Source organism: Syntrophorhabdaceae bacterium (genome assembly GCA_028713955.1).
Taxonomy (GTDB): domain Bacteria; phylum Desulfobacterota; class Syntrophorhabdia; order Syntrophorhabdales; family Syntrophorhabdaceae; genus UBA5609.
The window spans coordinates 1-3,707 of sequence record JAQTNJ010000279.1; the positions used below are offsets into that span (position 1 = coordinate 1).

At 46.7% G+C, this 3,707-nt stretch carries 4 protein-coding genes; 2 read left to right on the forward strand and 2 right to left on the reverse strand.

Features of this window, described 5'->3' with window-relative positions:
• Nucleotides 1–702: tetratricopeptide repeat protein (locus PHU49_15630; GenBank protein MDD5245439.1), on the forward strand; the 702-nt coding region annotated here is incomplete at its 5' end.
• On the opposite strand, the gene PHU49_15635 is transcribed toward PHU49_15630, so the two are convergent.
• Nucleotides 699–2,108: an AAA family ATPase gene (locus PHU49_15635; protein MDD5245440.1), complete on the reverse strand. Its 1,410-nt coding sequence runs from the start codon at nucleotides 2,106–2,108 to the stop codon at nucleotides 699–701. The genes PHU49_15630 and PHU49_15635 overlap by 4 nt on opposite strands.
• An 80-nt stretch (nucleotides 2,109–2,188) precedes the next feature.
• Complete coding sequence (locus tag PHU49_15640; GenBank protein ID MDD5245441.1) at nucleotides 2,189–2,722, reverse strand: helix-turn-helix domain-containing protein; 534 nt, start codon at nucleotides 2,720–2,722, stop codon at nucleotides 2,189–2,191.
• 239 nt (nucleotides 2,723–2,961) lie between these two features.
• Here PHU49_15640 and PHU49_15645 point away from each other — a divergent pair.
• On the forward strand, nucleotides 2,962–3,707 hold a 746-nt coding region (locus PHU49_15645; protein MDD5245442.1), incomplete at its 3' end, for a potassium transporter TrkG.

The window sequence follows — 3,707 nt, forward strand, 5'->3', positions numbered from 1 at the left end:
CAACTGGAACCGGATAGCATCGAGGCATACAACAATCTGGGGTACGTCTATGAAAAGATGGAGAGATTCGGCAGCGCCAAGCAGATGTTCCAGAAGGCTCTCCAGCTAAATCCGAACGACCCCGAGGCATTCGTCAATCTTGCCAACATCGCCGATCTTCAGGGTGATTACAATGGCGCGATCAGCCTCTGGAAAAAGGCCATCGAGGTAGATCCCGGTACAGCGTCACCACATTTTTGTCTTGCCGTTATGTATGACAGGCACGATATGTTTGACGAGGCCATGGAACAGTACCAGGAGGTTATTGCAATAGACCCGGACCACATCAAGGCCTTATTTAATCTCGGCAACCTCTACATCCAGCATGGAGAATACAACAAATCGCTGGAGTGTTTCAGACGGGTATTGGAACTGGACGACCGGAACGCGGACGCGTGGAATAATCTTGGCTCCATCTACGAGGAAATGGGAAAGGATGACGAGGCTATAACTGCCTATAGGCGATCACTGAACCTGAACAACTTCCAGGAGGAGGCCCACTTTAACCTTGCCCGCCTGGAATATGAGAAAAATCTGGAAAACTTCATCAGTGAAAAGTCAGAAGAGATCAAGAAAAGATTATATTTTATCCTCTCAATTAATCCGAAAAATTCAAAAGCCCTTCAGATGCTGAAAGGCCTTGAAGAGAATCTACAGCCTTAGGACCCCAGTTTTTTCATTATCACATTAAGGATCTCGCTCCATATCGATACCGGGTCAACAGACGGTGAAGCTGTTAACTGGGGATTCTTTTCAAGCGTCTGTGCGGCCAGTACCCCTGCGATCTTTCTCCGGTGTTCGGTATTTGCAGACTGTGTCTGCTCAAGGATATGGGGTGGGATGTCGATCTTGATCTTAAATCCAGCGATAGTTGCCACATCCGGTTCATCCGGTGGTTCCGGAGGAGCTTCGGGGGGCGGTGGCGTTGGTGGCTGCTCTGCAGCCGGTGGTGGCGGAGGCTCTGCGGCCGGTGGTGGCGGAGGCTCTGCGGCCGGTGGTGGCGGTACTTCTGCAAGGGGTTCCTGTATCTTTTCTTCAGCCGGCGGGATAGTGACCTGCGGTTCCGGAGGTATTACCACTACTTCCCGTACAACTTCCTCAGGTGGCGGAGGCGGCGGTGCAACGTGCTCTGCTTTTGCCTCTTTCGGCAATATCTTTTTCTTTCTATCCTTTTCCGTTACAATCTCTTCACGGGGCGCCTGAGGCGTCGGCCGTTCTCTGCTCTTTCTCTTCTGGATAGCAGGACCTGTCAGCTTTTCAAAACGCTCACCAATCTGCTTTACCACATCGCCTATGATGGTATCGAAGCGGTTCGTCTCTCCTGCCTTCAGACATAACTTGGCAATCTTGTTGACAAGGCGGGGCACTCCGTGGTCAGAGTATTCCCAGAGCCAGTGGATCGCGTCATCGGTAAAAATGTTCCTTGTTCCACCTGCCAGTTTCACCCGTGTCTCAACGTAGTTCCTGACCAATTCCTCAGACTCTATCTTGTCAATCCTGTTGTATGTTCCGATACGCTGAAAAAGATTGGCCCGTTTCGGATGTTCCAGCCTGCTTGCCAGTTCCATCTGTCCCGCCAGGACTATGGTAAAAAGGTTCCTTGTATCATCCTGCATATTCGTAAGGAGCCTCAGGCTCTCCAGATTGGCCGGAGATATGGCATTCGCCTCGTCTATAAATATGAGCACCTTTTTCCCTTCATCGATCGTCTCAAATAAAAGTTTGTTGAAAGTCTCCAGGAGATCGACCTTGCCCCTTCTTTCGCACTGTTTTCCCGTCAATTGACCTATGATCTCCTTTAATAGCTGGACAAAGGACATATCGGGGTTCGTGACAAAGGCAATCTTGTATTTCTCGTGATCCAGTGAATCAAGGATCATCCTTAACGACAGGGTTTTACCCAGGCCTACATCGCCGACAATAACGGTGAGGCACTCATTCCCTTCCTCTATTGCAAAAAGAGTCTCGGCTATCGTATTTTCAACCGATGCGTGGGATTCCACATACATCGACGGGTCCGGCACATTATCAAATGGTGGCTTTTTAAGACCCCAGTATTCAGTATACATGTAGTTGACCTCCTTCTATGGCGGGAAAAGACTTCGTTGCAACTACTTCTGTCGTCATCTACGATAAACCTCCCTGCTCCCTATAACTGTATATTGCCACTCAGGTAATCTATAACGTCCTCAAGTAAGAAACGCCTCAGTTTCCCTATCTTGTAACTCTTTATCTCTTTCAGTCTCACAAGTTTGTAGAGAAAGCTCCTGCTTATCTGGAGCATCGTTGCCACATCTTTGGAGTTGAGCATCCTCGTGGTATAAACAGGCTTGAAATGAAAATTAAAGGCAGTCTTACCGCCTTCAGCCTCCTCCATCGATATCTTGACACCCTGATGCTTCCCGCCTACCAGATCTTTTATTAAGTTCATTGACTGGACAACCTGCGACTGTTGTGGCGTCAGCTCAATAGAAAATATCTGTTCTTCATCACCGGTAACCTCTTTGAAGATGAGGTTATCACCATCATGGATATGGAAACTCGGCGGCAACATAAGGTTCGGCACATTCGATACTTCCTGAATCTCCTGTTCCTTCGGGACCGATTCAATCGTGTTGACCGGCGAATCCTGACCCTGCTGCTGAGCCTTCCTTCTCCTCGTGACAATGGTGAGTTTTTCCATGATTCCCCTTCTACAATAGCATTTTCTGCATACAATTATAATATATATTCAAAAGGATATGTCAACGAAAATTAGACACTGCTGCAATTATTTCACCAGTTTATACCTCAATCCTGAAGTAAACTGCAATAAATGAACAAAAGTAACTTAAATGGTAACTTAAAAAATACTTAACTAATGGTTGAATTTGAAAAAGATAATGGTGTAACATTTTACTATTCAAAACCTATGTGCAGCTTATGGTAAAAAACCCTCTCGTTACAATAAGGATCATCTTTTCAAAAATCCTCTCGCCGGCCCGGATTTTCATTATAAGTTTTGCACTGGTGATTCTCATCGGCGCTGTTCTTCTCTGGCTCCCCTTCTCTGCCGCCAGAGACCAGCTTACCTTTATCGATGCCCTTTTTAGCTCGGCATCAGCAGTCTGTGTGACCGGACTTACGGTTATTGATATCGGAAAAGACCTTTCTTTGACGGGCCAGATCATAACCATCGTCCTCTTCCAATGCGGCGGGCTGGGCATTATAACCTTTTCCGTGTTTTTTTTCGGCATGATGGGCCTCAATGTCTCTTTCAAGGGGAGAGAGATTGTACAGACAACATTCCTGCATAGTTCGAAAACTAACTTCTATCAAATACTCAGGTCTGTTTTTATCTTTACCTTTGTCATTGAATCGATAGGAACATTTTTTCTTCTGATACGCTTTATCCATGATTTTCCTTTCTGGCAGGCCCTGTATTTCTCTATATATCACGCCGTTTCTGCCTTCAACAATTGCGGATATTCCCTTTTTTCCGACAGTTTGATGAACTACAAAGGCGACTACATCGTTAATGGTACAATAATCGGGCTTATCCTGCTTGGCGGTATCGGTTTTGTTGTCCTCCATGAGATCACGTTCCGATTACGCGGTCTGGAAAAACGTCTCTCTGTCCATACAAAGATCGTTCTCGTCACCACCTTCATCCTCGTCATTGCCGGAGC

Bases quoted from the DNA above. Each gene is read 5' to 3' on its own strand.
- PHU49_15635 (MDD5245440.1), bottom strand. From the start codon at position 2,108: ATGTATACTGAATACTGGGGTCTTAAAAAGCCACCATTTGATAATGTG.
- PHU49_15640 (MDD5245441.1), bottom strand. From the start codon at position 2,722: ATGGAAAAACTCACCATTGTCACGAGGAGAAGGAAGGCTCAGCAGCAG.